Origin of the sequence: Methylocella silvestris, assembly GCF_002891535.1 — a bacterium.
Lineage (GTDB): Bacteria > Pseudomonadota > Alphaproteobacteria > Rhizobiales > Beijerinckiaceae > Methylocapsa > Methylocapsa silvestris_A.
In genome coordinates, this window is record NZ_PDZR01000070.1 from 1 (window position 1) to 436 (window position 436).

Here is a 436-nt window from a genome sequence, read left to right on the forward strand (position 1 = left end):
GCATTATGACTGGGCACAACTGTGCCGATACCGTGCAGACAACGCTGCCTTGCGCCGCACGAGCGCGCCCAGGGTGGTGTTCATGGGCGACTCCATCACCGAGTTCTGGAAACCCGCGCACCCTGAGTTTTTCGGCGAAGGCTACTTAAACCGGGGAGTTTCGGGGCAGACGACCGCCCAGATGCTCGTTCGCTTCCGCCAGGATGTCATCGCGCTGAAACCCGCGGTGGTGCACATTCTCGGGGGCACCAACGATTTCGGTGGCAACGGCGGTCCCACGACCCTGGAGGCAATCAAGAACAACATCGCCTCCATGGTCGAGCTGGCCACCGCGAATGAAATTCGCGTGGTCCTGGGCTCGGTGCCGCCCGCGGGCTATTTTCCATGGCGCCCGTCGATACAGGATCCGGCGCAACATATTGTGGAGCTCAACGAC

Annotated in this window: 1 protein-coding gene; it reads left to right on the forward strand. The window is 61.7% G+C overall.

Features of this window, described 5'->3' with window-relative positions; all coding sequences use genetic code 11:
* Positions 1 to 82 precede the first annotated feature (82 nt).
* The coding region (locus CR492_RS20270) for a GDSL-type esterase/lipase family protein (protein ID WP_245412200.1) at positions 83 to 436 on the forward strand (354 nt) is incomplete at its 3' end.